Annotated in this window: 27 protein-coding genes; 9 read left to right on the forward strand and 18 right to left on the reverse strand. The window is 69.7% G+C overall.

Annotated features, from left to right (window positions below; all coding sequences use genetic code 11):
* Nucleotides 1–54 precede the first annotated feature (54 nt).
* Nucleotides 55–2,157, reverse strand: coding sequence for a 3-hydroxyacyl-CoA dehydrogenase NAD-binding domain-containing protein (locus tag IPG65_RS15840; protein ID WP_293191641.1), 2,103 nt, complete (start codon nt 2,155–2,157; stop codon nt 55–57).
* Nucleotides 2,158–2,588: 431 nt separating this feature from the next.
* Here IPG65_RS15840 and xth point away from each other — a divergent pair, with 431 nt between their 5' ends.
* On the forward strand, nt 2,589–3,374 hold the full coding sequence (xth, locus tag IPG65_RS15845; RefSeq protein WP_293191643.1) for an exodeoxyribonuclease III: 786 nt from the start codon (nt 2,589–2,591) through the stop codon (nt 3,372–3,374).
* A 99-nt stretch (nt 3,375–3,473) separates the two neighbouring features.
* Here the strand turns inward: xth and ntrC are convergent, their stop codons facing one another.
* The 11 genes from ntrC to IPG65_RS15900 form a co-directional block, all read right to left on the reverse strand.
* Nucleotides 3,474–5,000, reverse strand: a complete 1,527-nt coding sequence (gene ntrC / locus IPG65_RS15850; RefSeq protein WP_293191645.1) for a nitrogen regulation protein NR(I) — start codon at nt 4,998–5,000, stop codon at nt 3,474–3,476.
* 37 nt (nt 5,001–5,037) lie between these two features.
* Complete coding sequence (gene glnL, locus IPG65_RS15855) at nt 5,038–6,063, reverse strand: nitrogen regulation protein NR(II) (protein ID WP_293193028.1); 1,026 nt, start codon at nt 6,061–6,063, stop codon at nt 5,038–5,040.
* A gap of 94 nt (nt 6,064–6,157) precedes the next feature.
* Nucleotides 6,158–6,667: a hypothetical protein gene (locus IPG65_RS15860; protein WP_293191647.1), complete on the reverse strand. Its 510-nt coding sequence runs from the start codon at nt 6,665–6,667 to the stop codon at nt 6,158–6,160.
* 131 nt (nt 6,668–6,798) lie between these two features.
* Nucleotides 6,799–8,214, reverse strand: a complete 1,416-nt coding sequence (gene glnA, locus IPG65_RS15865; protein WP_293191648.1) for a type I glutamate--ammonia ligase — start codon at nt 8,212–8,214, stop codon at nt 6,799–6,801.
* 194 nt (nt 8,215–8,408) lie between these two features.
* Nucleotides 8,409–9,242 carry a molybdopterin-binding protein gene (locus IPG65_RS15870; protein WP_293191649.1) on the reverse strand — a complete coding sequence of 278 codons (834 nt, stop codon included), beginning with the start codon at nt 9,240–9,242 and terminating at the stop codon, nt 8,409–8,411.
* Entirely contained in the window at nt 9,232–10,119 is an 888-nt protein-coding gene (locus tag IPG65_RS15875; protein ID WP_293191650.1) for an EI24 domain-containing protein, read from the reverse strand. The genes IPG65_RS15870 and IPG65_RS15875 overlap by 11 nt, the downstream gene beginning before the upstream one ends.
* Before the next feature lie 17 nt (nt 10,120–10,136).
* Entirely contained in the window at nt 10,137–11,105 is a 969-nt protein-coding gene (locus IPG65_RS15880) for a sterol desaturase family protein (protein ID WP_293191652.1), read from the reverse strand.
* Between the two features lie 6 nt (nt 11,106–11,111).
* Entirely contained in the window at nt 11,112–11,918 is an 807-nt protein-coding gene (locus tag IPG65_RS15885; protein WP_293191654.1) for a polysaccharide deacetylase family protein, read from the reverse strand.
* Nucleotides 11,919–11,931: 13 nt separating this feature from the next.
* Nucleotides 11,932–12,897: a YncE family protein gene (locus tag IPG65_RS15890; protein ID WP_293193030.1), complete on the reverse strand. Its 966-nt coding sequence runs from the start codon at nt 12,895–12,897 to the stop codon at nt 11,932–11,934.
* 44 nt (nt 12,898–12,941) lie between these two features.
* Complete coding sequence (locus IPG65_RS15895; RefSeq protein WP_293191656.1) at nt 12,942–13,157, reverse strand: hypothetical protein; 216 nt, start codon at nt 13,155–13,157, stop codon at nt 12,942–12,944.
* A gap of 20 nt (nt 13,158–13,177) precedes the next feature.
* Nucleotides 13,178–13,906, reverse strand: a complete 729-nt coding sequence (locus tag IPG65_RS15900; RefSeq protein WP_293191658.1) for a 16S rRNA pseudouridine(516) synthase — start codon at nt 13,904–13,906, stop codon at nt 13,178–13,180.
* Between IPG65_RS15900 and IPG65_RS15905 the strand changes: the two genes are divergently transcribed.
* Nucleotides 13,905–14,198 carry a hypothetical protein gene (locus tag IPG65_RS15905; RefSeq protein ID WP_293191661.1) on the forward strand — a complete coding sequence of 98 codons (294 nt, stop codon included), beginning with the start codon at nt 13,905–13,907 and terminating at the stop codon, nt 14,196–14,198. The two genes, IPG65_RS15900 and IPG65_RS15905, sit on opposite strands and share 2 nt — an antisense overlap.
* 2 nt (nt 14,199–14,200) lie before the next feature.
* Here IPG65_RS15905 and orn read toward each other — a convergent pair whose 3' ends face one another.
* On the reverse strand, nt 14,201–14,791 hold the full coding sequence (gene orn, locus IPG65_RS15910; protein WP_293191664.1) for an oligoribonuclease: 591 nt from the start codon (nt 14,789–14,791) through the stop codon (nt 14,201–14,203).
* 95 nt (nt 14,792–14,886) lie between these two features.
* Here orn and IPG65_RS15915 point away from each other — a divergent pair, with 95 nt between their 5' ends.
* From IPG65_RS15915 to IPG65_RS15935, 5 genes are all read left to right on the forward strand, one after another.
* Nucleotides 14,887–16,191, forward strand: a complete 1,305-nt coding sequence (locus IPG65_RS15915) for a M48 family metallopeptidase (RefSeq protein ID WP_293191666.1) — start codon at nt 14,887–14,889, stop codon at nt 16,189–16,191.
* A 56-nt stretch (nt 16,192–16,247) separates the two neighbouring features.
* The gene (locus tag IPG65_RS15920; RefSeq protein WP_293191668.1) at nt 16,248–16,532 is read left to right on the forward strand and encodes a 4a-hydroxytetrahydrobiopterin dehydratase; all 285 of its coding nucleotides are present in this window, start codon (nt 16,248–16,250) and stop codon (nt 16,530–16,532) included.
* Between the two features lie 122 nt (nt 16,533–16,654).
* Nucleotides 16,655–17,572, forward strand: coding sequence for a ribosome small subunit-dependent GTPase A (gene rsgA / locus IPG65_RS15925; RefSeq protein ID WP_293193032.1), 918 nt, complete (start codon nt 16,655–16,657; stop codon nt 17,570–17,572).
* Nucleotides 17,573–17,697: 125 nt separating this feature from the next.
* The gene (locus tag IPG65_RS15930; RefSeq protein ID WP_293191670.1) at nt 17,698–17,907 is read left to right on the forward strand and encodes a hypothetical protein; all 210 of its coding nucleotides are present in this window, start codon (nt 17,698–17,700) and stop codon (nt 17,905–17,907) included.
* A gap of 40 nt (nt 17,908–17,947) precedes the next feature.
* Nucleotides 17,948–18,865: an SdiA-regulated domain-containing protein gene (locus IPG65_RS15935; RefSeq protein WP_293191672.1), complete on the forward strand. Its 918-nt coding sequence runs from the start codon at nt 17,948–17,950 to the stop codon at nt 18,863–18,865.
* Here IPG65_RS15935 and IPG65_RS15940 read toward each other — a convergent pair.
* The 3 genes from IPG65_RS15940 to IPG65_RS15950 all read right to left on the reverse strand — a co-directional run bounded on the left by IPG65_RS15940 (nt 18,814) and on the right by IPG65_RS15950 (nt 21,322).
* Nucleotides 18,814–19,449, reverse strand: a complete 636-nt coding sequence (locus tag IPG65_RS15940) for a hypothetical protein (protein WP_366819645.1) — start codon at nt 19,447–19,449, stop codon at nt 18,814–18,816. The two genes, IPG65_RS15935 and IPG65_RS15940, sit on opposite strands and share 52 nt — an antisense overlap.
* Nucleotides 19,450–19,517: 68 nt before the next feature.
* Entirely contained in the window at nt 19,518–20,504 is a 987-nt protein-coding gene (locus IPG65_RS15945) for an MlaD family protein (protein ID WP_293191676.1), read from the reverse strand.
* 5 nt (nt 20,505–20,509) lie between these two features.
* Nucleotides 20,510–21,322 (reverse strand): ABC transporter permease, encoded by an 813-nt coding sequence (locus IPG65_RS15950; RefSeq protein WP_366932141.1) that lies wholly within the window; start codon nt 21,320–21,322, stop codon nt 20,510–20,512.
* 258 nt (nt 21,323–21,580) lie between these two features.
* Between IPG65_RS15950 and phaZ the strand changes: the two genes are divergently transcribed.
* Nucleotides 21,581–22,900 (forward strand): polyhydroxyalkanoate depolymerase, encoded by a 1,320-nt coding sequence (gene phaZ / locus IPG65_RS15955; RefSeq protein WP_293191678.1) that lies wholly within the window; start codon nt 21,581–21,583, stop codon nt 22,898–22,900.
* A gap of 205 nt (nt 22,901–23,105) precedes the next feature.
* The gene (gene rsxB / locus IPG65_RS15960) at nt 23,106–23,771 is read left to right on the forward strand and encodes an electron transport complex subunit RsxB (protein WP_293191680.1); all 666 of its coding nucleotides are present in this window, start codon (nt 23,106–23,108) and stop codon (nt 23,769–23,771) included.
* 6 nt (nt 23,772–23,777) lie between these two features.
* Here the strand turns inward: rsxB and IPG65_RS15965 are convergent, their stop codons facing one another.
* Nucleotides 23,778–25,340 (reverse strand): DHA2 family efflux MFS transporter permease subunit, encoded by a 1,563-nt coding sequence (locus tag IPG65_RS15965; RefSeq protein ID WP_293191682.1) that lies wholly within the window; start codon nt 25,338–25,340, stop codon nt 23,778–23,780.
* Between the two features lie 94 nt (nt 25,341–25,434).
* Complete coding sequence (locus tag IPG65_RS15970; protein ID WP_293191684.1) at nt 25,435–26,682, reverse strand: efflux RND transporter periplasmic adaptor subunit; 1,248 nt, start codon at nt 26,680–26,682, stop codon at nt 25,435–25,437.
* Nucleotides 26,683–26,704: the final 22 nt, after the last annotated feature.

The raw sequence follows: 26,704 nt of genomic DNA on the forward strand, positions 1-26,704 counted from the left end.
AACTCCTGGATCAGTGGACTAGCGAAGGGAGCGCGCCTGGCCGGCGCGCTCGTTTCAGTTGAAGGTCTTGCCTTCGTCGGCCAGCTTCCGCAGCAGCGGCGCGGGCTGCCAGAACTTGGCGTCGTCATGCGGGTTGCGGGCAAAGCGCTTCATGCTCTGCACCACGTTGAACAGGCCCACGGTGTCGGCGTACAGCATGGGGCCGCCGCGCCACAGCGGGAAGCCGTAGCCGGTGAGGTACACCATGTCGATGTCGCTGGCCTTGCTGGCGATGCCTTCTTCGAGGATGCGCGCACCTTCGTTCACCAGCGCGAACACCAGGCGTTCGACGATTTCCTGGTCGCTGATCTTGCGCGGGGTGATGCCCAGCGCCTTGCGGTGCTCGTCGATCAGCTTGTCCACCACGGGGCTGGGCAGGGCGTCGCGCTTGCCGGGCTGGTAGTCGTACCAGCCGGCGCCGGTTTTCTGGCCGTATCGGCCCATTTCGCACAGCAGGTCGGCCGCCTTGCTGTACTTCATGTCCGGGCGCTCGACGTAGCGGCGCTTGCGGATGGCCCAGCCGATGTCGTTGCCGGCCAGGTCGCCCATGCGGAACGGGCCCATGGCGAAGCCGAACTTCTCGATCGCCCTGTCGACCTGCTGCGGCGTGGCGCCCTCGTCCACGAGGAAACCGGCCTGGCGCGAGTATTCCTCGATCATGCGGTTGCCGATGAAGCCGTCGCACACGCCGGACACCACCGCCGTCTTCTTGATCTTCTTGGCCACGGCCATCACGGTGGCCATCACATCCTTGGCGGTCTTGGCGCCGCGCACCACTTCGAGCAGCTTCATCACGTTGGCGGGGCTGAAGAAGTGCAGGCCCACCACGTCCTGCGGGCGCTGGGTGAAGTTGGCGATCTTGTTCACGTCGAGCGTGGAGGTGTTGGAGGCCAGGACGGCGCCGGGTTTCATCACCGCGTCCAGCTTGGTGAACACGGCTTCCTTGACGCCGAGATCCTCGAACACGGCCTCGATCACCATGTCGACGTCCTTGAGGTCGTCGTAGCTCAGCGTGGTGCTGAGCAGCGCCATGCGCTGCTCGAGCTTGTCGGCCTTGAGCTTGCCGCGCTTGACCTGGGCTTCGTAGTTCTTGCGCAGGATGCCGACGCCGCGGTCCAGCGCGTCCTGCTTCATCTCGAGCATGACGACGGGAATGCCGGCGTTGAGGAAGTTCATCGCGATGCCGCCGCCCATGGTGCCGGCGCCGATGATGGCCACCTTGTTCACGGCGCGCGGCTTGACGTCGTCGCCCACGTCGGGAATCTTGGCGGCCGCGCGCTCGGCCTGGAACACGTGGCGCAGGGCGCGGCTCTCGGGCGTGAGCATCAGGTTCATGAAGATGTCGCGCTCGAAGGCCATGCCGTCGTCGAACTTGCGCTTGGTGGCCGCCTCGACCGCGTCCACGCACTTGGCGGGCGCCGGGAAGTTCTTGGCCATGCCCTTGACCATGTTGCGCGCGAACTGGAAGTAGGCGTCGCCCTGCGGATGGCTGCACGGCAGGTTGCGCACCAGCGGCAGCGGCGCGCCCTCGGCGGCCACCTTTCGGGCCAGCGCGATGGCCTCGTCGATCAGGGATTCGGGCGTGGCGGAGAGCTGGTCGAACAGCTTCTGGCCCGGCAGGCTGGCCAGCACCTCGCTGTTCACCGCGTCGCCGCTGACGATCATGTTCAACGCCGTCTCCACGCCCAGCACGCGCGGCAAGCGCTGCGTGCCGCCGGCGCCGGGCAGGATGCCCAGCTTCACTTCGGGCAGCGCGATCTTGGCGCCGGGTGCCGCGACGCGGTAGTGGCAGCCCAGCGCCAGCTCCAGGCCGCCACCCATGGCCACGCTGTGCACGGCCGCCACCACGGGCTTGGCTGAATACTCCAGCGCACGGATCACCGAGTTCAGGTTGGGTTCCTGCGTCGCCTTCGGCGTGCCGAACTCGCGGATGTCCGCTCCACCCGAAAAGGCCTTGCCGTCCCCCGTCAGCACGATGGCCTTGACGGCCGGATCGGCATTGGCCTTGTCCAGCCCCTGCGTGATTCCCACTCGCGTCGAATGGCCCAGGCCGTTGACCGGCGGATTGCTCAGGGAAATGATGGCGATGTCGCCTTGAACCTTGTATTCAGCGGTCATGCGGGCTCCTTTGTACGGGGAAGAAAGCAACTCGATCAACAGGGGCGCCCCCGGCTCATGATCCGGGGCGCCGCCATGGAACCGGACGAGTTTAGTGAGTTTGCGCGGCGCGTGGGATGGCCGCTGTCACGGGTGGGACGATAGGGCGCGGCACCGTTCCCGAGTGCCCGTCAACACACCTCAGGCATTGAGTTGAAATAAGTTGTTCCCACCGCGACGGCAGGCGGGAGGCTTGTAGCGCACCGCAGCTGATGTCGGCTCCAGAGCCGGCAGGCTGGACAGGCTCGGACGCGCCAGCAGGCAACGGACACCCCGCCAACAGTGGCGAAAATGCCATTGCCGCCCATCCGGGTAGCAAGGTGAATAGCCAGGTACCTCGAATAGGCTAAAAACTACACATAAGATCTTGATTTAATTGAGTTTTCATCAATATGAAAATCACCACCTGGAACGTCAACTCCCTCACCGCCCGTCTGCAGCACGTGCTGGACTGGCTGGCGGCCAACCCGGTCGATGTGCTGGCGCTGCAGGAGTTGAAGATGGGGGACGACAAGTTCCCCTTCGACGCGCTGCGCGAGGCCGGCTACGACGCCGCCGTGTTCGGCCAGAAGACGTACAACGGCGTCGCCCTCCTCTCTCGCGCGCCGGTGGCGGACGTGGCGCGCAACATCGCCGGCTTCGCGGACGAGAGCGCGCGCGTGATCGCGGGCACCGTGCCCGCGCCGGGCGGGCCGCTGCGCGTGATCAACGGCTACTTCGTCAACGGCCAGGCGCCGGCCACCGACAAGTTCGACTACAAGATGAGCTGGCTGCGGGGCCTGCGCGACTGGCTGCGCGATGAACTGGCCGCGCACCCGCGCCTGGTGCTGCTGGGCGACTTCAACATCGCGCCGGAAGACCGCGACAGCCACGACCCCGTGGGCCTGGCCGAGACCATCCACCACACCACGGCCGAGCGCGACCACTTCAAGGCGCTGCTGGGCCTGGGGCTGACCGATGCGTTCCGGTTGTTCGAGCAGCCGGAGAAAAGCTATTCGTGGTGGGATTACCGGCAACTGGGCTATCAGAAGAACCGCGGCCTGCGCATCGACCACATCCTGGTGAGCCACGCGCTGCGGCCGCAGGTGACGGCCTGCGCCATCGACCGCGCGCCGCGCAAGTGGCCCAAGCCCAGCGACCACGCGCCGGTGACGATGATCCTGGGCGACGGCGGCTGATTCGCCAGATTGCTATCGTTTAAATAGCTGTTGGCGCATATTCCATGCGGGCTATCGATTAAAAACGCTAAAAACCCGGGCGGCTGCGCCCGGCACGCCTCACCCCAGCCCCAGCTCCTGGATCTTGCGCGTGATGGTGTTGCGGCCGATGCCGAGCCGGTGCGCTGCCTCGATGCGGCGCCCGCGCGTGCTGGCCAGGGCGGCCAAGATCAGGCGCGACTCGGCGCGCAGGATCAACTGGTCCCACACCTCGGGCTGGCCGCTGGCCAGCAGGTGGGCGGCTTCGGCTTCGAGGCCGCGCTCCCAGTCGGCCAGGGCCACGGCCGTGGGCGGCGCGATCACTGCGTCCAGCGGCTCGGCTTCAGCATCGAATCGGCCTTTGACCAGCTCCTGGTCTAAGCTGTCAGCTCCTTTTTCAGGAGCAATTTCCGGCGCGGCGGATGCCACTGCGGGCGTCGCCAGCACCTCGGGCGGCAGATCCTTGACCTCGATCACCTGGGCCGGCGCCATCACCGTCAGCCAATGGCAGATGTTCTCCAGCTGGCGCACATTGCCCGGAAAGGCGAAGCCGGCCAGCCGCGCCAGCGCCGCGTCCGCCAGGCGCTTGGGCTCGACGCCGAGCTGGCGCGCGCTCTGCGCCAGGAAGTGGCGCGCCAGCGCGGGGATGTCTTCGCGCCGCTCGCGCAGCGGCGGCAGGCGCAGGCGGATGACGTTCAGGCGGTGGAACAGGTCTTCGCGGAACGCGCCTTCCTTCACGCGCCGCTCCAGGTCCTGGTGCGTGGCGGCGATGACGCGCACGTTGGCCTTGACGGCGCTGTGGCCGCCGACGCGGTAGAACTGCCCATCGGAGAGCACGCGCAGCAGGCGCGTCTGCAGATCGAACGGCATGTCGCCGATCTCGTCGAGAAACAGCGTGCCGCCGTCGGCCTGCTCGAAGCGCCCGCGCCGCATGGTCTGCGCGCCGGTGAAGGCGCCGCGCTCGTGGCCGAACAGCTCGCTCTCCAGCAGGTCCTTGGGAATGGCGGCGGTGTTGATGGCCACGAAGGGGCCGTTGCTGCCGGCGTCGCCGCGCGGCGAATGGCGGTGCAGCGCGCGCGCCACCAGTTCCTTGCCGCTGCCGGACTCGCCGGTGATGAGCACGGTGACGTTGCTTTGCGACAGCCGGCCGATGGCGCGGAACACGTCCTGCATCGCGGGCGCCTGGCCCAGCATCTCGGGCGCGGCGGCCTGCTGCTGCTCGGCCACTTCCTCGCGCTGGCTTTCCTGCACGGCGCGGCGTATCAACTCGACCGCGGCGGGGATGTCGAACGGCTTGGGCAAGTACTCGAACGCGCCGCCCTGGAAGGCCGACACGGCGCTGTCCAGGTCGGAGAAGGCGGTCATGATGATCACGGGCACGCCGGACAGGCGCTCCTTGACCTGGTCCAGCAGGTCCAGCCCCGAGCCGCCGGGCATGCGGATGTCGCTGACCAGCACCTGCGGGCCGGCGCCGTCGGGCTCGTCCAGCGCGGCCAGCACCTCGCGTGGCTGGGTGAACGATCGGGTAGGCAGACCCTCGCGTGACAAGGCCTTCTCGAGCACGAAGCGGATGGATTGGTCATCGTCCACGATCCAGATCGGCTTCATGTCGGGGGTGCTCCTTGTGTAGGTGATGTCAGGCCATTCAGGGCAGCGGAATCAGGATCCGGAAATCCGTCCGCCCGGGCCGGCTGTCCAGCTCGATCAGTCCGTGATGCTGCTGCACGAAGGTCTGCGCCAGGGTCAGGCCCAGGCCGCTGCCACCGTCGCGTCCCGACACCAGCGGGAAGAACACGCGATCCTTGATCGAATCCGGCACGCCGGGCCCGTTGTCGATCACATGCAATTCCAGTGCCAGACGATAGCGCTGCAGGCCGAAAGTCACCTGCCGCAGCACGCGCGTGCGCAGGATGATCTCGGCGTCCTTCCGGGCGATGCGCTCGGTCAGCGCCTGCGCGGCGTTGTGCGCGATGTTGAGCACGGCCTGGATGAGCTGCTCGCGGTCGCCCCGGAAGTCGGGGATGGAGATGTCGTAGTCGCGCACCACCTTCAGCCCGTTGGGGAACTCGGCCAGGATCAGCGCGCGCACCCGCTCGCACACCTCGTGGATGTTCACGTCGCTCACCATCGGCGGGCGGCGGTGCGGCGCCAGCAGGCGGTCCACCAGCGCCTGCAGGCGGTCGGCCTCGTGGATGATGACCTGGGTGTACTCGCGCAGCTCGCGGCCCTCGATCTCCATCTCCAGCAACTGCGCCGCGCCGCGGATACCGCCCAGCGGGTTCTTGATCTCGTGCGCCAGGTTGCGGAACAGCTCCTTGTTGGCCCGCGACTGGTGAGCCAGGCGCTCCTCGCGCTGCTGGCGCGCCTGCTGCGCCAGCGGCAGCAGCTCGACCACGGCCTCGTCCGCGTGCTCGGTCTGCGCCACGATCACGTGAACCGGCAGCAATTCGCCGCCGTGGCGCCGCAACTGCGCGTCGTAGCGCAGCGCCGCGAAGGCATTGCCCCGCGCGCCTTTCAGGGCATGCCGCAGCGTGCCGGGCTGCGAGAAATACTGCAGCAGCGAGGTGCCCTCGATGCTGCGCCAGGACAGGCCGACGGCATCTTCCAGCGCGGCGTTGGCGAACAGCACCACGCCCTCGCCATTGACGACGGCCACCAGGGTGGCCAGCAGGTCGAAAGCCGCGAAGCGCGGGGGATGGGGTCGGGAAGCACCCAGGATTCGGCTCTCCACGGTGCTCACCTGCCCGCTGCGGCGCTCAGGGGGGTCATTTGAAGCGGGCCAGTTCGCGCCGGATGCCGTCGATGTCGCTCTGGTTGCGCGCAATCGAGGCCTTCAGCTGAGCCACGCGGTCCAGGTACTTCTGGTAGTTGCGCGCCTCGCCGCCGATCTTGTCGGGCTCGCCGTTGTTGTATTCCTTCAGCAGCTCGGCGTGGTGCGACTCGGCGCGCCGCAGTTCCTGCTCCAGGATGGCCTTGGCATCGGCGTCGCGCGCGCGCTGCTCGGGCGAATCGACGCGCGGCGCCGTCGCCGGCGCGCTCACCACGCGCTGGCCGGACGAGCCGCCGCCAGCGGCGGGCGCCGCCGCGGCCGGCGTGGTGCCGCGCACCACGGTCACGTTGCCGCCTTCGACCACCTTGCAGTCCTTGCGGGTGCCGACGCGGTTGGTGTACTCGTTGCCGCAGCGGTAGATGCGGTCCTGCGCGGCCACGGGCACGGCCGCCAGCAAGCCGGCGGCGGTCATCAGGAAAGCCATCAGCGGAGCGAACTTTTTCATGCAGGTCTTTGGGGCGGGATGCGGACGAAAAGTCAAGTATGGGTCAATAGACCCCGCGCTCGCAGCCCCGTTCCCTCCAGGCAGCAAAAAGGGCGGCCCGAAACCGCCCTTCTTGGCGCCCCGGGCGCCGCTTACAGCGAATAGTACATGTCGTACTCGGCCGGGTTGACCTGCACGCGGATGCGGTTGACCTCGGTCATCTTCAACTCGATGTAGGCGTCCAGCATGGCGTCGGTGAACACGCCGCCCTTGGTCAGGAAGGCGCGGTCCTTGTCCAGTTCGTCCAGCGCCTGGTCGAGGCTGTGGCAGACGGTGGGCACCAGCTTGTCCTCCTCGGGCGGCAGGTGGTAGAGGTCCTTGGTGGCGGCCTCGCCGGGGTGGATCTTGTTCTCGATGCCGTCCAGGCCCGCCATCATCAGCGCGGCGAAGCACAGGTACGGGTTGGCCATGGGATCGGGGAAGCGCGCCTCGATGCGGCGCGCCTTGTCACTCATCACGTGCGGGATGCGGATGGAGGCCGAGCGATTGCGGCTGGAGTAGGCCAGCTTGACTGGCGCCTCGAAGTGCGGCACCAGGCGCTTGTAACTGTTGGTGGTAGGGTTGGTGATGGCGTTCAGCGCGCGGGCGTGCTTGATGATGCCGCCGATGTAGTGCAGCGCGGTGTCCGACAGGCCGGCGTAGCCCTTGCCCGCGAACAGGTTCTTGCCGCCCTTCCAGATCGATTGGTGCACGTGCATGCCGCTGCCGTTGTCGCCGTGGTAGGGCTTGGGCATGAAGGTCGCTGTCTTGCCGTAGCTGTCGGCCACGTTCCACACCACGTACTTCATGCGCTGCGTCCAGTCGGCGCGCTCGACCAGGGTGCTGAACTTGGTGCCGATCTCCATCTGGCCGGCGCCCGCCACCTCGTGGTGGAACACCTCGACCGGGATGCCCATGGCTTCGAGGATCAGCACCATCTCGGCGCGCATGTCGTGCGTGCTGTCCACCGGCGGCACGGGGAAGTAGCCGCCCTTGGTGGTGGGACGGTGGCCGCGGTTGCCGCCTTCGAGCTTGGCGCCGCTGTTCCAGGGCGCCTCGTACTCGTCGATCTTGTAGAAGCTGTGGCCAGGCTCGGTGCTCCAGCGCACGCCGTCGAAGACGAAGAACTCGGGCTCGGGGCCGAAGTAGGCGGTGTCGCCCACGCCGCTGGCCTTCAGGTAGGCCTCGGCGCGGCGGGCGATGGAGCGCGGATCGCGGTCGTAGGCCTTGCCGTCGCCGGGCTCCAGCACGTCGCAGGTCAACACCAGGGTCGATTCCTCGTAGAAGGGGTCGATGTGCGCGGTGGCGGCGTCGGGCATCAGCAGCATGTCGGAGGCCTCGATGCCCTTCCAGCCGGCGATGGAGGAGCCATCGAAGGCGTGGCCGTCGCTGAACTTGTCTTCATCGAAGGCGGACACGGGCACGGTGACGTGCTGCTCCTTGCCGCGGGTATCGGTGAAGCGGAAGTCGACGAACTTGCATTCGTTTTCCTTCACCAGTTTCATGACGTCGGCGACGGACTTTGCCATCAGTTTCTCCTATCGGAATGGGTTATTTAACAAGGGTGCGCTCAAGGAATGCAGCTTCCATGCCAGCCGGCCACCCGCGCACCACGGCGAAGCCCGGCTCGCCACGGCGGATTGTGCCCGCAATCTCGCGGGATTTGCCCCTTCGGAACGCACCATATTGGTTCTCTTGCGCCGATGCACCGGAATGGTGCCGTCTAGGGGCGCACTATTTCGGGGCCATAGCGCAGGCCGAACGGCGTGAGCCCGCGCAGCAGGTCGGCATAGGCTGGCGCCACGGCGTCGGGCGGGCCTTTCACGCCCAGGTCGATGTGACGGCCGAACGTGGGGTGGTCGACGCTGGGCAGGCTGAAGACCTTGACCCGCGGATGCGCTGCCTCGACCTGCTCCATCACCGGCGTCAGCGTGGCCTCCATGGCGCCGAAGATGATGATCGAGCGCTCCTGCCACGCCGCCTGGCGGAAGCAGTGCGCGTAGCGCTGGTCCAGCACCCACTCGATCATCGGCCAGGCCATGACCGGAAAGCCCGGCACGAAATGAATCGCACCGCCGCCCGGCCCGGCGCAGGAGAAGCCCGGGATCTGGTTGTAGGGATTGGGGATGATCTGCGCCCCCTCGGGGAACACGCCCATGTTCAGCCGGTGCCGGTTGTCGGCGCGCTCGGGCTCCCAGGGCACGCCTTCCCGGCGCGCGATCGACTCCAGGCGCCGCAGGATCAGCCGCCTGGCCTCGGGGTGCAGCGCCAGCGGCATGCCCAGCGCGGCGGCGGCGCACTGGCGCGTGTGGTCGTCGGGCGTGGCGCCGATGCCGCCGGTGGAGAACACCGTGTCGCCCGAGGCGAAGGCCCGCGCCAGCGTGGCCGTGATGCGCGCCGGCTCGTCGCCCACGTATTCAGCCCAGGCCAGCGCCAGGCCGCGCGCGGCCAGCAGTTCGATGACCTGGGCCAGGTGCTTGTCGGCGCGCCGGCCGGAGAGGATTTCGTCGCCGACGACGATCAGGCCGAAGGCCGGCGGGGTGGGCTCAGGGTTCATGGGGCAAGGCGATCGGCGCTCGGGGCGCCTGCGGCACGGCGTCGAGCACTTCGAATTCAGTAGCAGCCAGCGCTTGCTGGCGCTGGGCCTGCAGCGCCGCCAGGCAGTAATGCGTGAACCACAGCGCCGAGAAGGCGAACACCAGCGTGTAGATCCAGATCGCCACCGGCACCAGCACCGCGAAGGCGATGGCGAACAGCGCGAACGAGGCCCACACCAGGCCGGGCGCCGCCCCCAGGTAGCCGCACAGCACGCCCATGACCAGCAGCGGCGTGCGGTGGCGCTTGAGCAGGTCGCGGCGCTCCTCGGCGCTGGCGTGGACGTCCAGCGCGTCGTAGCTCATCACGCGGTAGGTCAGCCAGCCCCAGATCAGCGGCGGCAGCACCAGGATCAGCGGCGGCACGAACCACAGCGGCACCGACAACGCCAGCGCCACCAGCGCCAGCAGGGTGTGGCCGAGCGACCAGACGGCCGAGCCCAGCAGCGAGCCGCGGCCGCGCCGCTCCAGGTCGGGAAAGCGCCGCGATGCCACCAGCCGCAGCACGGCCGGCGCCATCATCAGCGCCACCAGCAGCAGCGACAGCACGACGATGACCGGCGTCAGCACCAGCACCAGCACCAGCACCAGCACCAGCGGCGGCAGCGCCTGGCTCAGCTCGCCGGCGCCGACGTGCGCCAGCCAGCCCCACAGCGTCGAGAACAGCGCCGACGCCTGGAGCCAGTCGCGCACGGCGGCCAGCGCGGCGTCCCAGTAGAAATAGCCCACGCCGAAGCTGAGCGCCACCATGACCAGCAGCGGCAGCAGCGACAGCAGGATCACCCGGGGGTGCAGGCAGTAGGCGACCGCGCGCCAGAAGGAATCGAGCAGGAGACCCATGGGGCGAGGATACGCGCTCAGTGGCCGCCCATCAGGCGCTTGAGCCCCAGCCACTGCTGCGCCCAGAAGCCGCGCCCGTAGTCGCGCCCCTGCTCCACCTGGTCGCGGATGCCAGTCGGCTCGCAGCGGCCGCCGAAGTCGGCCGAGCCCAGCAGCATGTCCCACCACGGAAACAGGACGCCGAAGTTGACGCCCTTGAGCGCGCCGCGCGCGCCCATCTCGTGGCCGATGCCGATGGCATGGTGACGGCGGTGAAAGCGCGGGCTGATCAGCAGCCGCTCGCCCAAGCGGCCGAAGGACCAGCGCAGGTTGGCGTGCTGCAGGCTTTCGATCAACTGGGTGGCGGCCACCAGCATCACGAACTGCGACGGCGCCACGCCGATCAGGATGGCCACCAGCACCTGCGCCACGTCGGTGATGACGCTGTCGAGCAGGTGGTTGCGGTTGTCCGACCACATCGTCATCTGGCGCTGCGAATGGTGCACGGCGTGCAGGCTCCACCACCGGTCCCACTGGTGCTGGGCGCGGTGGATCAGGTAGCCCACCAGGTCGAACACCAGCAGGTACAGCACGAAGCTGGCCAGCGGCCCGTCGGTCACGCCGGGCCAGAGTTGGTCCAGGTGCAGCGTGGGCATGCCGCGCGCGCGCAGCGCGCCCAGCGCCTGGGTCAGCCCTTCCTCGAAAGTGAAGAACATCAGCAGCTTGAACAGGCCCAGCCGGTGCAGCAGCGTGTAGAGCACGTCCACGCGGATGGCGGCGCGGTCGGTCACGGGCTCGGCCGGCCACAGGCGCTGCGCGGGGCCGATCAGCAGCAGCATCACCGCGATCTGCAGCAGCCCCGCCACCACCCAGCCGGCGGCGGCGTAGCCGTCTTCCAGCAGATGGCCGGCGCCCAGGGCGAAGGCGGCCGGGCCGATCACGGCCTCGAACAGCCACTGCTGCGCGGCGTCGAAGGCGCCGGAGAAAGCCGCCGTCAGGCCTTCCATGGAGCGTCAGCCCCCGTGCCGGGCGATCCAGCCCTGGTATTGGGGGTGCTCGCGCAGCGTCTTGAAGCAGAAGCCGCGCGTCTTCAGCCCGGCGATCAGCGGCTCCAGCACGGCCGGCGCCCAGGGATCCTGGCGCGACCAGATGCCCAGGTGGGCCAGCAGGATGTCGCCGGCGCGGATGTCCGCCAGCGCCTTCTTCAGCAGCGCATCGTTGGGGTACGCGGCGCTGGGCAGCTCGTCGCCCAGGAAGCCCGCCGGCGACCAGCCGACGTGCGCGTAGCCGCAGCGCTCGGCGGCGGCCAGCAGCCGGGGCGAGGTCTTGCCGCCCGGCGCGCGGAACAGGGGCAGCGGCTTGTGGCCGGTGACGGCGGCCAGGCGGTCGGCGGCCTGCCGGATCTCGCCGCAGTAGCGCGCCTCGGTCCACAGCAGGCGCTGGCCGGCCTGCGGCCCGGCGGAGGGCTGGATGCGAAAGCGCGCCTGGCCGTCCGCCGCCGGCGCGTCGCCGCGCCAATAGGCGTGGTGCCAGGTGTGCGAGGCGAACTCATGCCCCTCGGCCGCGCGCGCCTTCCACCACGGCGCCCAGTGCGCGCCCAGGCTGCCGTCGCCCTCCTGCGTGCGCTCGTCGGCGGCGAAGAAGGTCGCGCGCACCCGCTGGCGCCGCAGCACCTCGGCCACCAGCGGCGCCACGCCCATGTGGCCGGTGTCGAAGGTCAGGTACAGCGGCGCGGCGCAGGTTTCAGGGTCTTTTTGGGCATGAGCCGGTGTCCAACATGCGCCGGAAGCTATCAAAAAAATAGTGAATCCACGCCACATGATGGACCCCGCGTCACTGCCGTCCGGCGTGGTCCAGCGTCCACACGCCGTGCGGCGACTTGCCCACCTTGACCTGGTGCACCACCCGGCGGCGGGCCACGTCGATCAGGGTCAGCTTACCGGCCCAGCGCGAGCCGACCATGATGAGCGAGCCGTCGGCCGACACGTCCATGCAATCCGGCCCGGACGGCGCGGGGAAGCCATCCACCACCTTGAGGTCGACGTAGTCGATCTGGCTGATGGTGTTGGCCACGCGGTTGCTGACCAGCACGTGCCGCCGGTCGCCCAGCGCGCGGAAGGCGTGCGCGCCCTTGCCGGTGGGGATGCGGCGCAGCAGCGCGGGCGCCTGGCCGCCGGCCACGTCGTACACCTCCACGCCGTCGCCGCCGGTCAGGCCCAGCAGCAAGTGCCGGTCGTCGGGCGTGACGAACACGTCGGCCGGCATCGGTCCGGTCTTGACGCGGTGCGCGAGCTGCTGCGTGGCCAGGTCGATCGCCACCAGCTCGTCGCTGTCCTGCATGCTGGCCCACACGGTGGTGCTGCGGGTGTCGATCCACAGGTGGCTGGGCGTGCGGCCGGTGGGGATGCGTTTGGCCAGCTCGGGGTCGCGGCCGTCCCAGTGGTAGAGGTCGACGTGGTTCAGCCGGTTGGCCGCGGTGACGAACCACTTCATGTCGGGCGAGAAACGCAAGTGGTAAGGGTCGAGGATGCCGCGCAGCGTGCGCTGCACCTCGGCCGTGCGCGGGTCGATGAAGGTGAGCGAGTCGCCGCCGGCGTTGGCCACGATCACCGACTTTTCGTCCGGCGTCAGGTACAGGTGGTGCGGCTCCTTGCCGGTGGCGATGCGGCGGGTTTCGGTCCAGCTCGTGGCGTTGATCACGCTCACCGTGCCGTCCAGCGAGTTGAGAACCAGCACCGGCGCGCGCGGGTGCGCCGGCTGCGCCTGTACCGGCAGCGCGGCCGCACCCAGGGCCAGCAGTTGCCGGCGTGAAAAAAGCGCCGGCTGGCGCGAGGAGTTGGGGATCACGGAAAGACCTGGAAGTCGCGGGCGTCAATGGAATGCGGCGCGCGGGCGCCGCGGATGCCAAGACTTAACCCCCCAGCCCCTTGAACGGTGGACAGCGGCCGCACATTTATCCGGTTAGCGCGCATGGCCGACTTCAGGTTGATGCCGGTCGATTGGCCGGATGCTATTAAATAAATAGCTTCTGATGCAATACCCATACCGATTTCAGCCACTTTTCATGCAAATTCCGCCTTCAGGGCGCCAGCAGCGCCAGGTCCGCCGCCTCCAGCCAGCGCCACTGCCCCGACGCCAGGTCCGCCGGGAGATACAGGCCACCGATGCGCGAGCGGTGCAGCGCTTCGACCCGGTTGCCCACGGCGGCGACCATGCGCTTGACCTGGTGGTACTTGCCCTCGGTCAGCGTCAGCACCAAATGGCGCTCGGCCGGCGCCTCGCAGGCGGCGGCGCGCACGGGCTTCGGGTCGTCGTCCAGCACCACGCCCTCGCGCAGCCGGGCCAGTTGGCGGTCGTCCAGCGGGTGGCGGGTGGTCACCTCGTACACCTTGGGCACGTGGCGCCGGGGCGAGTTCATGCGGTGGATGAAGGTGCCGTCGTCGCTCAGCAGCAGCAGCCCCGTGGTGTCCTGGTCCAGCCGGCCGACGGCCTGCACGCCCGCCACCTTGCCCGGCGCCGGGCGCTGGCGCAGCGGCGGCGGCAGCAGAGTGTAGACGCTGGGCCAGGCGCCTGGCCGGTGCGAGCACTCGTGGCCGGTGGGCTTGTGTAGCATCAGGTAGGCGCGGGCGCGGTAGGGCCAGCGCTCGCCCTGCACGCTGAAGGCGAAGGCGGCGTCCAGCGCATCGACCTCCGCCGCCGGGTCGGTGCACGGCTGGCCCGCCACGGCCACGTAGCCCTGCTCGATCAGCCCGGCGCACAGGCGCCGGGTGCCGAACCCCTGGGAAAACAGCACATCGTCCAAACGCATGGGTTCAAGAAAATACGGAGGAATTCACATTTTGGCGGGTGTGGAGCAGCGTGCGGGCCACAGATTTGCCAAGCGTGATTTTGTGTACACCGGCCGCCGATTTCTTCATCAACGACTGATCTTTCCCTGGTTTTTGGCGCGCAGCAAGACTAAAGTCGCCTCCGCACCCCTATACAAAAATACGCTCAGGGAAATCGAAATGAATGCACTGTCGGGATCGCCAGGGGTGCTGGCCGTCTTCCGAGGCACCACGCCTTGGTCAAGCCATGGCAGCCGCGCGCCGCTGAGCTGACCTCAATCCGCCAGCCGGATGAAATGCTCGCGGTAGTGGGCGAGTTCGTCGATGGACTCGTGCACGTCGGCCAGCGCGGTGTGCGACTGCTGCTTCTTGAAGCCCTCCGCCACCGCCGGCCGCCAGCGGCGCGCCAACTCCTTCAGGGTGCTGACGTCGATGCTGCGGTAGTGGAAGAACGCCTCCAGCCGAGGCATGTACTTGACCAGGAAGCGCCGGTCCTGCCCGATGGTGTTGCCGCACAGGGGCGAAACGCCCTTGCCGACGTAGCGCGACAGGAAGGCGATGATCCGCTCCTCGGCCTCGGCCTCGGCCAGCGTGGAGGCCTTGACTTTCTCGATCAGGCCGCTGCGCCCGTGCGTGCCCTTGTTCCAGGCGTCCATGGCGTCCAGCACGTCGTCGGGCTGGTGGATCACCAGCACCGGCCCCTCGACGCGCGGCTCGAGCCGCGGGCCGGTGACGACGACGGCGATCTCGATGATGCGCTCCTTCTCGGGGTCGAGCCCGGTCATCTCGCAGTCGAGCCAGACCAGGTTCTGGTCGGATTTGGCCAGCACGGCAGCGGCCTCGGGGGTGGCAAGGGTCTCGGTCATGGGGCCGATTGTCCACACCGGCGCACGGGCCGGCCTTGCGCGCGCGCCGTTCGCCCTAAACTTCCGGCTTCATCCCCGCGCCACCGCCGACCATCTTGACCGACGCCCTGTCTCCTGCCCTGCTCGCCGCCCTCCTCTTCAGCGCCGCGCTGCTTGCCAACGCGGCGGTCAAGTTCTGGCTGGCCTCGCGGCAGATCCGCGCCGTCGCCGGGCACCGCGCCGCCGTGCCGGCCGAGTTCGCCCAAACCATCGCGCTGTCCGCGCACCAGCGCGCCGCCGACTACACCGTGGCCCGGCTGCGCTTCGGCCTGCTGGAGCTGCTGCTGTCGGCCGCCGTGCTGCTGGGCTGGACACTGCTGGGCGGGCTGGAGGCGCTCAACGCCGCGCTGCTGGACGCCCTCGGCCCCCGCCCGCTGCTGCAGCCGCTGGCGCTGCTGGCGGCCTTCGCCCTCGTCAACGGCCTGATCGACCTGCCGGTGGCGCTCTACCAGACCTTCGTGATCGAGGAACGCTTCGGCTTCAACCGCATGACGTGGCGGCTGTGGCTGGCCGACCTGGCCAAGTCCACCGTGGTCAGCCTCGTGATCGGCCTGCCGCTGGCCGCGCTGGTGCTGTGGCTGATGCAGGCCACGGGCAGCCTCTGGTGGCTGTGGACCTGGGGCGCGTGGATGGCCTTTAGCCTGCTGATGCTGGTGATCTACCCCACCGTCATCGCGCCGCTGTTCAACAAATTCCAGCCGCTGCAGGACGCGTCGCTGACCGAGCGCGTGACTCGGCTCATGGCCCGCTGCGGCTTTGCCGCCAAGGGCCTGTTCGTCATGGACGGCAGCCGCCGCAGCGGGCACGCCAACGCCTACTTCACCGGCTTCGGCGCGGCCAAGCGCGTGGTGTTCTTCGACACGCTGCTGCTGCAGCTCTCCCCGCCCGAGGTCGAGGCCGTGCTGGCGCACGAGCTGGGTCACTTCAAGCACCGGCACATCGTGCAGCGCATCGCCGGGATGTTCGCCTTCAGCCTGGCGGGCCTGGCCCTGCTGGGCTGGCTGTCGGGCCAGACGTGGTTCTACGCCGGGCTGGGCGTCACGCCCAACCTGCCCGCCGCCTTGGGCGGCGCCGTGCCCAACCACGCGCTGGCGCTGCTGCTGTTCATGCTGGCGGTGCCGGTGTTCAGCTTCTTCCTGTCGCCGCTGATGGCGCAGCTTTCGCGCAAGCACGAGTTCGAGGCCGACGCCTACGCCGCCGCCCAGGCCAGCGCGCAGGACCTGTCGAACGCGCTGGTCAAGCTGTACAAGGACAACGCCAGCACGCTCACGCCCGACCCCCTGTACGTGCGCTTCTATTACTCCCACCCGCCGGCCAGCGAACGCATCGCGCGCATGGGCGCGCGCGTGCTGCCGGCCTAGATTTCAAGCAAAAAATGGCTCCAGCCCCCACTCCATCTGCGCCAGAAGCTATTGATTTGGAAGCAGACCTGGCGCGGCTGCAAGGCTGGTCGCGCGTGCGCCAAGACGGCCGCGACGCGATCGAGAAGACCTGGCGCTTCGCCGACTTCCGGCGCGCCATGGCCTTCGCCAACGCCGTGGCCGAGCTGGCCGAGCGGCTGGACCACCACCCCGACCTGCAGGTCGGCTGGGGCCGCTGCGCCGTGCTCTGGACCAGCCACGACGCCGGCGGCCTGACGGCGCGCGACGTGCGCGCCGCGCGCGAGGTCGATGCGCTGCCGGCCACCTGGCCCTCCGCGTGAGCCGCCCGCGCCACGCTGCCCCGCCCGCCGCCGAGCCGCCGCCGGGCCGCCACGAGGCGGCGAGCGGCCCCACGGAGGGCAGCGAACCACGCGCAGCGGGGGAGCGTGGGGGCCGCGACCATCTGCGCGAGGGGCTCGTCCTCGCCAGCCACGGCCGCCACTGCCTTGTTGAAGCAGAAGACGGCACGCACGTCCTCTGCCACCCGCGCGGCAAGAAGCTGGGCGTGATCGCCGGCGACCGCGTGCGCTGGCTGCCCAGCCAGGACGAGGGCGTGATCGAGCAGATCCTGCCGCGTCGCAACCTGCTGCACCGCCAGGACGAGGTGCGCACCAAGTCCTTCGCCGCCAACCTGGACCAGGTACTGATCCTGGTGGCGGCCGAGCCCGAGTTCTCCGAGCACCAGCTCGCCCGCGCTCTCATCGCCTGCGAGGCCGAGCACATCGAGCCGCTCATCGTCCTCAACAAGGCCGACCTGGCCGAGCCCTTCGCGCGCGCCTGGCAGCGCCTGGCGCCCTACCGCGCCATGGGCTACGCGGTGCTGCCGCTGGCCGCCAAGCCGCGCGCGCCGGACGCCGCCCACGACGGCGCGCTGGACGCGCTGGACGCCCGCCTGCGCGACCGCGCCACCCTGGTGCTGGGCCCCTCGGGCGCGGGCAAGAGCACGCTCATCAACCGCCTCGTGCCCGGCGCCAGCGCGCTGACGGGCGAGATCTCGCAGGCGCTGGGCAGCGGCCGCCACACCACCACCGCCACGCGCTGGTACTGGATGGACGCGGCGCGCCAAAGCAGCCTGATCGACTCGCCCGGCTTCCAGGAATTCGGCCTGCGCCACATCGACCCCGCGCAACTGGCCGCCTACATGCCCGACATCAGGCCGCACGTGGCCGGGTGCAAGTTCTATAACTGCACGCACTTGCACGAGCCGGGCTGCGGGGTAATTCCAGCAGTCGAAAATGGCTCTAGCCCGCATGAAATAAGCACCAACCGCTACAAAATATACAGCGACCTGTTCCACGAGTTGAAGCAAGGCGGCGCCTGAACGCGGCCCAGACGCCGTGTGAATGCGCCATTCATCCCATGTTCGGGAGGGGGCCACAGACGCGCGGGGCACTGGCGGCCGGTCGATCCGGCGGCCATTTCCCATTGCTCTTTCCTCGGAGTCCCATGAATCCTCTTTGCACCGTTCCCCGCCCTGCCGCCTCCCACGTGGTCAGCATCGACGCCTCCGCCGTTCCGCGCCTGCCGTTCGGCCTGGGCGTGGGCAGCCTGGCCAAGGTCGAGGGCGTGCCGCGGGCACGCGAGGTCGAGTTGGAGGACGACCTGAACGCCGGCGACGGCAGAGCGCTGGCGGCCGCGACGGTCGCGTTCGACTGATGCCGCGGCGGCGCGCCACGGACCGCCAGGGCGGTTCCCGGTGACGGCGGCGCCGCGCCGGGCCGCGCTGATCCTGGTCCCGGTGGCGATGCTGCTGGCCTGGCACTTCCAGCTGCTGCCGCTGGCGTGGCACTGGGCGGGCATGCAGGGCCGCGCGGCCCAGTGGCAGCACCGCTCGCTGTGGCTGCCCCACTACCGCGTCGGCATCGAGGCGCGCCCCATCGAGGGGCTGGCCGACAACCTCTCCGGCCTGACCTACAACGCCGCCACCGGCACGCTGTTCACCGTCATCAACCGGCCGGCGCAGGTGGCCGAACTGACGACCGACGGCCGCCTGCTGCGGCGCATGCCGCTGGCCGGCGTGCCCGACCCGGAGGGCATCGCCCACGTGCGCAACGACCTGTACGTGATCGCCGGCGAGCGCGAAGGCCGCCTGCACTGGGTGCGGATCGGGCCCGGCCAGACCGAGGTGTCGGTGGCGCATGCGCCCAGCCTCGGCCTGGGGGCGGATACCTTGCTCAACCACGGTCTCGAAGGCGTGTCCTGGGACGAAGCCACGCGCCGGCTGTTCGTCGCGCAGGAGAAGTGGCCGCGGCGCGTGCTGGTGCTCGACGGCATGGACGACACGCCGGCGCGCCCGCGGGTGCGCGAATGGCACCCCGCGGGCTTCGGCGCCCTGCCGCTCGGCGACCTGTCGTCGCTGACCGTGCACGACCCCAGCGGCCACCTGCTGCTGCTGAGCGAGGAATCGGCACTGCTGACGGAGTACGCGCCCGACGGCACGCTGGTGAGCCTGCTGCCGCTGTGGCGCGGCATGCACGGCCTGCGGCACAAGGTGCCGCAGCCGGAGGGCGTGGCCGTGGGCGCCCGGGGCGAGCTCTACATCGTCTCGGAGCCGAACCTGTTCTACCGCTTCGAGAAGCCGGGCATGGCGCTGGCGGCGGCCGATCCGGCCTGATCGCGCGCGTCCTTCAGCGGCTGCACCAGGTCCATCCTGCGGCGGATGCGCGCCGCCTCCATGGCGTCGCCGCGCTCCTCGGCCAGCCGCGCCTGAACGCCCAGCCAGGCCAGCAGCGGCCGGCGCCAGCCCTGGCGCGAGGCGGTGTCCACGGCCTGCGCCACGGCGTCCGGCGTGGCGCGCGCCTGCCGCAGCAGCACGCCAGCGGCAACCAGCCGGGCGAAGGGATCGGCGATGCCGGCCACGTCGGCGCCGCCGGCGGCGATGGCGCGGTGCTGCGCGGGCAGCACCGCCGCGTCCTGGGCGCTGGCTTCGCCGGCCAGGTAGCGGGCGTAGGCGACCTCGGCCGCCCCGGCGTCGGCCCGCAGCGGCTCGAAGCCGGCGCAGGGCCCGAAATCGAGACTGGCGACCTGGGCGGCGCAGCGGTTCAGCTCGACGCGCGCCACCAGCACGGGCTGGCCGGTGCGGGCCGTCTCGGCGCGGGCCAGCTCGAACTCGCGCGCCGCGACGCGCGCGTCGCCCTTCAGGTGCGCTTCGGTGAAGCGTTCGACGTGGCCGACGGCGTTGATGCTCCAGTCGGGCACTTTCGGGCCGCCAGCGCAGGCGGACAAAGCGCCTGCAGCTGTCAAAACAAAAGCCGCACGGCAGAGGTTCATGGCAGACGCACCTCTTTTTCCTTCGGCGCGAAAGGCCACTTGCGGTTGATCTCGGTGACCAGCGCGTCGATCTTGCGCAGACTGCCTTCCACGTCGGCGCGCAGGTCGCCCAGGTCGGCCGTGGCCTCGCGCGCATTGCCGGCCACGCCCTGCGCGTCCTTCAGCACGGCATCGACCCTCAGCATGCTCTGGCGCACGTCCTGCAGCAGCGCGTTCAACTGGCGCACGGTGGCCTGGGCGTCGGTGACCAGGCCCTTGTCGCCCAGCACCTGCCGGTCGGCCTTCTGGACCACGCCGTCCAGGGTCTTGACGAGCTGGCTGGCGCGTTCGAGCAACTCGCCCACGCGCCGCGCGTCCTGGTCGTTGCCGGTCACGGCGGCCATCAGGCCGCCCTGGCTGCTGTTCAGGCGGCCGGTGAAGGCGCGCAGTTCGCCCAGGGTCTCGCTCAGCGCCGATTCGGCGGCGGTGAGGCGGTCGACGTTCTGCAGCACGTCGCGCGCGTCGGCCACCATCTTGGGGATCTCGGCCGACACGTCGCCGCGCAGCACCATGCGCTCGGCGTCGGTGGGCAGCGGCGGGTCGTCCAGCACGCCGGTGAAGGCGCGCAGCCGGGCGGCGCCGACCAGGCCCTTCTCCAGTGTGAAGACGCTGGAGCTGCGCAGCCAGTGCGCGTCCTTCACCGGCACGTCGACGTGGATGCGCACCGTGCCGCCGGTGGCCAGCTCGATGCGCCGCACGCGGCCGATGGGAAAGCCGGAGAAGGTCATGTCCATGCCGACGACCACGCCCTCGGAGTCGTCGGTGGTCAGGTACAGCGGCTGCGTGGCCTCGAACGCGCCGCGCGCCCACATCAGGTAGAGCGCCGCGCCGGTCAGCAGCGCGGCCATGAAGACCAGCAGCAGTGCCGCGCGCAGCTCCAGGCTGCGCAGCGAGCGGCGCGGGGCCAGCGGCTCGGGGGGGTCGGCGGGAGTCCTGTCGTCCATCGATCTCAATAGTAGTTGCCCACCAGCGACGCGATCTCGATGGCCAGCATCAGCACGAACATCTGCACCAGGCCCTGCAGCTCCACGCTGGTGCGCGAGGGCCGGCGCGGAATGTCGCGCAGCGCGTTGGCCACCGGCAGCAGGGCCACGGCGACGGCGAACAGCAGCGTCTTCATCGTGAAGATCAGCGACACCACGGGGTTGAAGATGTGGCCCACGGCCCGGTTGTACGACGGCACGCCCGCCAGGGTGAAGCCGTGCACGGCGACGTAGGCCAGCAGCAGCGAGGTCACGCAGCTCACCGCCGCCAGCAGCAACACGGCGAAGACGCCGCCCAGCACGCGCGGCAACACCTCGCGCCCCAGCGGGTCGATGCCCTGCCGGCGCATCGCCTCGAAGTCGCCGGCGCGGCGCAGCTTGTACAGCTCCGAGCCGCCCGGAATGCTGTATTCGACCGCCACGAACAGCGCCGCCGCCAGCGGGATCAGCTCCAGCACCAGCACGCGCACCACGGCGTCCAGCGCGTACTGCGTCAGCCCGTAGGCGAAGGCCGTCACCACCACGATGCGGATCACCACCACGTTGAACAGCGCCATCAGCATGGTGAAGCCCGGCAGCCCCGGCCCGGCGGCCTGGTAGATCTGGCGCAGCACCACGGCGCCCGAATAGCGCCGGTAGCTGGACGGCGAAAAGGCCAGCACCGCCAGCTGCGCGCCGATGAACAGCACCATCCACCAGCCAGCGAACCAGCGCAGCGCGCCACGTCCCGCGTCCAGCAGCCAGCCATGCAACGAAACCCCGGGAGTCATGAGGGGCATGATACCCGCGCGGCCTCCATCAAGGCCTCGGTTGAGGCTCTAATCTGACAAATTCCAGCGCCCACATTGCGCCGGCAGCTATTGAATTAGAAGCATCCTTGCCTGCGCAGCGCGGCGTGGACACGCGTGGAGTGTGGCGCCGCCGCGGCGCTGGCCGCGACTAGTTCCCGTCAAGGCAATTTTTAGAGGCGGGCACCCACTGCAGCGCGCCCGTTGCTGCGCTATATTGGGCCGCAACTTTTTCGCCCTGGTGACCCCATGCTTTATCAAATCTACGAAGCCCAGCGTTCCCTCATCGAACCCTTCGCCGACATGGCCGACGCGGCCGCCAAGCTGTACGGCAACCCCCACACTCCGATGGGGATGATGCCCATGGCGCAGCGCATGGCGGCGTCGTTCGCGCTGTTCCACCGCCTGGGCAAGGACTACGAGAAGCCCGAGTTCGGCATCCGCGGCGTCGACGTCGAAGGCGTGCACGTGGCCATCGACGAACGCGTGGAAGTGGACAAGCCCTTCTGCCAACTGCGCCGCTTCAAGCGTTTCTCCGACGACCCCGCCACGCTGGAAAAGCTCAAGGTCCAGCCGCCCGTGCTGATCGTCGCGCCGCTGTCCGGCCACTACGCCACCCTGCTGCGCGACACCGTGCGCACCATGCTGGAGGGCCACAAGGTCTACATCACCGACTGGAAGAACGCGCGCCTGGTGCCGCTATCCGAGGGTGAGTTCCACCTGGACGACTACATCAACTACGTGCAGGAGTTCATCCGCTACCTGCAGGGCGTGTACGGCAACTGCCACGTGGTCAGCGTGTGCCAGCCCACCGTGCCGGTGCTGGCCGCCGTGTCGCTGATGGCCTCCCGCGGCGAGACCACGCCCCTGACCATGACCATGATGGGCGGCCCCATCGACGCCCGCAAGTCGCCCACGTCGGTGAACAACCTGGCCACGACGCGCAGCTTCGATTGGTTCGAGAACAACGTGATCTACCGTGTGCCGCCCAAGTTTCCGGGCGCCGGCCGGCGCGTCTACCCCGGCTTCCTGCAGCACACCGGCTTCGTAGCCATGAACCCCGACCGCCACGCCACCAGCCACTGGGACTACTTCCGCGACCTCGTCAAGGGCGACGACGCCAGCACCGAGGCGCACCGCAAGTTCTACGACGAGTACAACGCCGTGCTCGACATGGACGCCGACTACTACCTGGAAACCATCAAGACCGTGTTCCAGGACTTCAATCTAGTCCACGGCACCTGGGACGTGCGCTCGCCCGGCGGCGAGCTGGAGCGCGTGCGCCCGCAGGACATCACCACCACCGCGCTGCTGACCGTCGAGGGCGAACTGGACGACATCTCCGGCGCCGGCCAGACCGAGGCCGCGCACGACCTGTGCACCGGCATCGTGCGCAAGGAGCAGCGCCACTTCGATGTGCCCGGCGCGGGCCACTACGGCATCTTCAGCGGCCGCCGCTGGCGCCAGCAGGTCTACCCGCGCGTGAAGGACTTCATCCTCGAGCACGCGCCCGCCCGCGCGGCAGCCGCCCGCCCGGCCCTCGCGGCCGAAGCGCAAGAAACCTCCTGAGAGCGTGTTTGCGATCCCGGCGTGAGGTGCGCGGGATGCGGATTGGGATGGGCTGCAAGGCGCGAGTCGCGGCCAGTGGCTTGTGCCACTGGCAAGGGTTGCAACGCCGCGGACCGCCCAAGCCCGCGCCCGCACGCCCGCGCCGGGATCGGAAATACGCTCTGACACCCGGCGCCGCGCGCGCCGCCGTCCTGGCGCCCCGCCCGTGACCCGGCACGCTCCCGCCGACCTCGCCCGCCGCCTGCTCGACGCGCTGCCGCAGACGCAGTGCACGCGCTGCGGCTATCCGGATTGCCGCGCCTATGCCGAGGCCATGGCCGCGGGCGAGGCCGGCATCAACCAGTGCCCGCCCGGCGGCGCCGAGGGCATCCGGCGGCTGGCCGCGATCACCGGCCGGCCGGCGTTGCCGCTTGACCCCGCGCACGGCGCCGAGGGCCCGCGCGCCGTGGCCTGGATCGACGAGGACTGGTGCATCGGCTGCACCCTGTGCATCAAGGCCTGCCCGGTGGACTGCATCGTGGGCACCCACAAGCTGATGCACACCGTGATCGAGCCGCAGTGCACCGGCTGCGAGCTGTGCATTCCGGCCTGCCCGGTCGACTGCATCCACCTGGACAACGTCACCGGCGAGCGCACCGGCTGGGGCGCGTGGTCGCCCGGCGACGCCGCAGCGGCGCGCCAGCGCTATGAATCCACGAGCGCCCGGCGCAAGCGGGACGCGGGTGAACACGCCCAAAGGCTCGAAGAAAAAGCCGCGCACAAGCTCGCCCACCTGCCCGAGCTGACGCAGGGCGCCAGCGGCGCCGAGCTGGAGCGCAAGCGCGCCGTCATCGAGGCCGCCCTGGCGCGCGCCAGGGCACGGCGCGGCTGACCTGCCTCAATGCGCGCCGGCCGCCGCGTCGGCGCCCGCGCCGCCGGTGGACGGGCGCCTGGCCAGCCACACCAGCCCGACCAGCGCCAGGAACAGCAGCGCCGAGCCGTAGAACAGCTCCTGCGTGGACAGCATGAAGGCCTGCTGCGTCAGCTGGTTGTTGACCACGCCCAGCGCCTGCTGGTGCGACAGCCCGCCCGCCTCCAGCGTCCCCAGCGTCCGCGTGAGCGCGGCGTTGCCGTGCTGCATGGATTCGGCCAGGTGCGCATGGTGCATGGCGCTGCGGTCTTCCCACAGCGTGGTGGCGATCGAGGTGCCCATGGCGCCGGCCGTGATGCGGGTGAAGTTGGACAGCCCCGAGGCCGCCGGGATGCGCGAAGGGTGCAGCCCCGACAGCGTGATCGTCACCAGCGGGACGAAGAAGAACGCCATCGCCACGCCCTGCACCACGGTCGGGATCATGATGGTGGTGAAGTCGGCCTGCGTGGTGAACAGCGCGCGCATCCCCAGCACCACGGCGAACACCACGAAGGCGAAGCTGGCGTACAGGCGCGGGTCGAACCGGTTGACCGTCAGCCCGACGATGGGCGAGAGCACGATGGCCAGCAACCCCACCGGCGCCAGCACCATGCCGGCCTGCGTGGCGGTGTAGCCCATGAACTGCTGCAGCCACAGCGGCAGCAGCACCACGTTGCCGAAGAACACGCCGTAGCCCACCGCCGTGGCCAGCGCGCCGGCCCAGAAGTTGCGCCGCTTGAACAGCGACAGATCGACCACCGGGTGCTCGTCCGTCAGCTCCCACACCAGGAAGAAGGCCAGGCCGACCACCGCCGTCACGGCAAAGCCCACGATCAGGGGCGAGTGGAACCAGTCGTGCTCCTTGCCCATGTCCAGCATCAGTTGCAGCGCGCCCACCCACACCACCAGCAGCGCCAGCCCGATGGCGTCGATGGGCACTTTGCGCGTGGCGCTCTCGCGCTCGCGGTAGATGCCCCAGGTGCAGGCGGCGGCCAGCAGGCCCACCGGCACGTTGATGTAGAAGATCCACGGCCAGCTCACGTTGTCGGTGATCCAGCCGCCCAGCAGCGGGCCCATGATGGGCGCCACCAGCGTCGTCATCGACCACATGGCCATGGCCAGCCCGGCCTTGGCCGGCGGGTAGCTGGACAGCAGCAGCGTCTGCGACAGCGGGATCATCGGCCCGGCCACGAAGCCCTGCAGCGTGCGGGCCGCGATCAGCAGCGTCATGTTGGGCGCCAGGCCGCACAGCCAGGACATCAGCACGAACAGCAGCACGCTGGCCACGAACAGGCGCACCTGGCCGATGCGCTGCGTCAGCCAGCCGGTCAGCGGCACGGCGATGGCGTTGGCCACGGCGAAGCTGGTGATGACCCAGGTGCCCTGCACCGGGCTCACGCCCAGGTCGCCAGCGATGGCCGGCAGCGACACGTTGGCGATGGAGCTGTCGAGCACGTTCATGAATGTGGCCGCCGACAGCGCCAGCGTGCCCAGCAGGCGCGCGCTGCCGGTGAGCGGAGGGTGCGCCAGCGGCGCTTGCGGAGGGCTCATGGGGTCGAGGCTGGCGGTGCCGCCTTATGCTCTCTTTTCAATAGCTTCTGGCGCAATATCCACGCGGGCTAAAGGCCAAAATTATTCAAAAAACTCAGGTGCGTGGCAGGTTGCGCGCGATGACCTGGCGCACCAGCGCCTGGGCCTCGCCGTCGAGCGCGTCGAACACCTGCGTCCGCGCCAGCGGCGCGCTGCGCGGCGCGTCGGACAGGCTGGCGCCGCCCTGGTCCGTCACGTCCACCCGGGCCAGCATCGACAGGCCCACGCGCAGCGGGTGCGCCTGGAGTTGCGCCGGCTCCAGCGCGATGCGCACCGGCACGCGCTGCACCACCTTGATCCAGTTGCCGGTGGCGTTCTGCGCCGGCAGCAGCGCCGTGGCGGCGCCGGTGGCCAGTCCCAGGCCGACGACGCGGCCGGTGTATTCGACCTGGCCGCCGTACAGGTCCGCTTTCAGGCTCACCGGCTGGCCGATGCGAATGTGGCGCAACTGGTTCTCCTTGAAGTTGGCATCGACCCACAACTGGTCCAGCGGCACCACCGTCATCAGCGGCGCGCCGGGCGCCACGCGCTGGCCGAGCTGCACGCTGCGCTTGCCGACGTAGCCCGACACGGGCGCGGGCAGCGTCACGCGCTGCGCGGCGATCCAGGCCTCGCGCAGGCGCGCGGCGGCCACCTGCACGCTGGGGTGCTGCTCGATGGAGGTGCCGTCGGTCAGCGCCTGGTTGCTGGCCAGTTGGTCGCGCGCCGCCGCGGTGGCGGCCTGGGCCGCGTCCAGCGCGCTCTGCGCCGCCGTCACCTGGGCGCGGGCGTGCGCCAGTTCCTCGCCCGACACCGCCCCGCCCTCGACCAGCCCCTGGCGGCGCGCCAGGTCCTGCTGCGCGGTGGCGAGCTGGCTGCGCGCCTTGGCCGCGTCGGCCTCGCGCAGCCGCACCTGCGCCGCCAGCGCGCCGTTGTTGGCGTACAGCGTGCGCGCCTGCCGCACCGCCTGCCCCAGCGCGGCCTCGGCCTGCGCCAGGGCGACGTTGGCGTCGGCGGCGTCCAGGCGGATGAGCGGCTGGCCGGCCCGCACGTGCTCGGTCTCGTCGGCGTAGATGGCCGTCACGGTGCCGCCCTGCTGCGGCGTGATCTGCACCACGTTGCCCTGCACGTAGGCGTTGTCGGTGTCCTCGTAGTGGCTGAGCACCAGCCACTCGTACAGGCCCCAGCCGATGGCGGCCACCATCAGCAGGCCACCCAGCACGGCCAGGCCGCGCCTACGGCGCGGGTCGGTGCGGGCCGTTGCTTCGTTTTCAATAGCTGCCGGCACAGTATTGGCGCGGGCCTGATCGTTGTTTTTGTCCATGATGCGGCGGTGATGCAGGGGG

It is taken from the genome of Ottowia sp. (genome assembly GCF_016703145.1).
Classification (GTDB): domain Bacteria; phylum Pseudomonadota; class Gammaproteobacteria; order Burkholderiales; family Burkholderiaceae_C; genus Ottowia.

What these genes read in the sequence shown, in the direction of transcription:
- IPG65_RS15840 (WP_293191641.1), bottom strand. Translation starts at nt 2,157, where the DNA reads ATGACCGCTGAATACAAGGTTCAAGGCGACATCGCCATCATTTCCCTG.
- xth (WP_293191643.1), top strand. Translation starts at nt 2,589, where the DNA reads ATGAAAATCACCACCTGGAACGTCAACTCCCTCACCGCCCGTCTGCAG.
- ntrC (WP_293191645.1), bottom strand. Translation starts at nt 5,000, where the DNA reads ATGAAGCCGATCTGGATCGTGGACGATGACCAATCCATCCGCTTCGTG.
- IPG65_RS15860 (WP_293191647.1), bottom strand. Translation starts at nt 6,667, where the DNA reads ATGAAAAAGTTCGCTCCGCTGATGGCTTTCCTGATGACCGCCGCCGGC.
- glnA (WP_293191648.1), bottom strand. Translation starts at nt 8,214, where the DNA reads ATGGCAAAGTCCGTCGCCGACGTCATGAAACTGGTGAAGGAAAACGAA.
- IPG65_RS15870 (WP_293191649.1), bottom strand. Translation starts at nt 9,242, where the DNA reads ATGAACCCTGAGCCCACCCCGCCGGCCTTCGGCCTGATCGTCGTCGGC.
- IPG65_RS15875 (WP_293191650.1), bottom strand. Translation starts at nt 10,119, where the DNA reads ATGGGTCTCCTGCTCGATTCCTTCTGGCGCGCGGTCGCCTACTGCCTG.
- IPG65_RS15880 (WP_293191652.1), bottom strand. Translation starts at nt 11,105, where the DNA reads ATGGAAGGCCTGACGGCGGCTTTCTCCGGCGCCTTCGACGCCGCGCAG.
- IPG65_RS15885 (WP_293191654.1), bottom strand. Translation starts at nt 11,918, where the DNA reads ATGTGGCGTGGATTCACTATTTTTTTGATAGCTTCCGGCGCATGTTGG.
- IPG65_RS15905 (WP_293191661.1), top strand. Translation starts at nt 13,905, where the DNA reads ATGGGTTCAAGAAAATACGGAGGAATTCACATTTTGGCGGGTGTGGAG.
- IPG65_RS15900 (WP_293191658.1), bottom strand. Translation starts at nt 13,906, where the DNA reads ATGCGTTTGGACGATGTGCTGTTTTCCCAGGGGTTCGGCACCCGGCGC.
- orn (WP_293191664.1), bottom strand. Translation starts at nt 14,791, where the DNA reads ATGACCGAGACCCTTGCCACCCCCGAGGCCGCTGCCGTGCTGGCCAAA.
- IPG65_RS15930 (WP_293191670.1), top strand. Translation starts at nt 17,698, where the DNA reads ATGAATCCTCTTTGCACCGTTCCCCGCCCTGCCGCCTCCCACGTGGTC.
- IPG65_RS15945 (WP_293191676.1), bottom strand. Translation starts at nt 20,504, where the DNA reads ATGGACGACAGGACTCCCGCCGACCCCCCCGAGCCGCTGGCCCCGCGC.
- IPG65_RS15950 (WP_366932141.1), bottom strand. Translation starts at nt 21,322, where the DNA reads ATGCCCCTCATGACTCCCGGGGTTTCGTTGCATGGCTGGCTGCTGGAC.
- phaZ (WP_293191678.1), top strand. Translation starts at nt 21,581, where the DNA reads ATGCTTTATCAAATCTACGAAGCCCAGCGTTCCCTCATCGAACCCTTC.
- IPG65_RS15965 (WP_293191682.1), bottom strand. Translation starts at nt 25,340, where the DNA reads ATGAGCCCTCCGCAAGCGCCGCTGGCGCACCCTCCGCTCACCGGCAGC.
- IPG65_RS15970 (WP_293191684.1), bottom strand. Translation starts at nt 26,682, where the DNA reads ATGGACAAAAACAACGATCAGGCCCGCGCCAATACTGTGCCGGCAGCT.